At 65.6% G+C, this 588-nt stretch carries 1 protein-coding gene; it reads right to left on the bottom strand.

What is annotated here, in order from left to right; genetic code table 11:
• The coding region (locus ABD088_RS17205) for an IS256 family transposase (RefSeq protein ID WP_343903206.1) at window positions 1–588 on the bottom strand (588 nt) is incomplete at both ends.

Raw genomic sequence — 588 nt, 5'->3', positions numbered from 1 at the left:
CCTTCACCGCAGGCCACAGGTTCTTCGGGCAGATCCCCATCAGATTTGCAGCGTAGTGCGTTCTGCACCGTTGCCAGCTGGCCCCTGGCAGGTTCGCCTTGATCGCCTCGACCAGCCCTGCATGGGCATCCGAGGTCACCAGCTGCACGCCGGTCAGTCCCCGGGCGACGAGGTCGGCGAAGAACGTGTTCCACGCTGCCCCGGTCTCGCTGGTCGCGGTCTTCACCCCGAGCACTTCCCTGCGCCCGTCGGCATTGACCCCGGTGGCGACCATGGCGACCGCGTTCACAACGCGTCCTCCCTCACGGACCTTGATGGTCAACGCGTCAGCTGCCACGAGGGTGAAAGGGCCGGCCACGCCCAGGGGCCGATGGCGGAACTCTTCAACGTGTTCGTCAAGGTCCGCAGCCATGCGCGAGACCTGGGATTTGGAGAGGGAGTGGATTCCGAGGGTCTTCACGAGCTTGTCCATCCTGCGGGTCGAGACCCCGGCCAGGTAGCAGTCCGCCACCACGGTGATCATCGCGGTCTCGGCGCGTTTTCGGCGCTCGAGCAGCCAATCGGGAAAGTAGGTTCCCTGGCGCAGCT

Source organism: Arthrobacter rhombi (assembly GCF_039526245.1).
GTDB classification, from domain to species: domain Bacteria; phylum Actinomycetota; class Actinomycetes; order Actinomycetales; family Micrococcaceae; genus Arthrobacter_H; species Arthrobacter_H rhombi.
The sequence above is the reverse complement of the archived record's forward strand: the minus strand, read 5'-3'. Positions and strand labels throughout refer to the sequence as shown.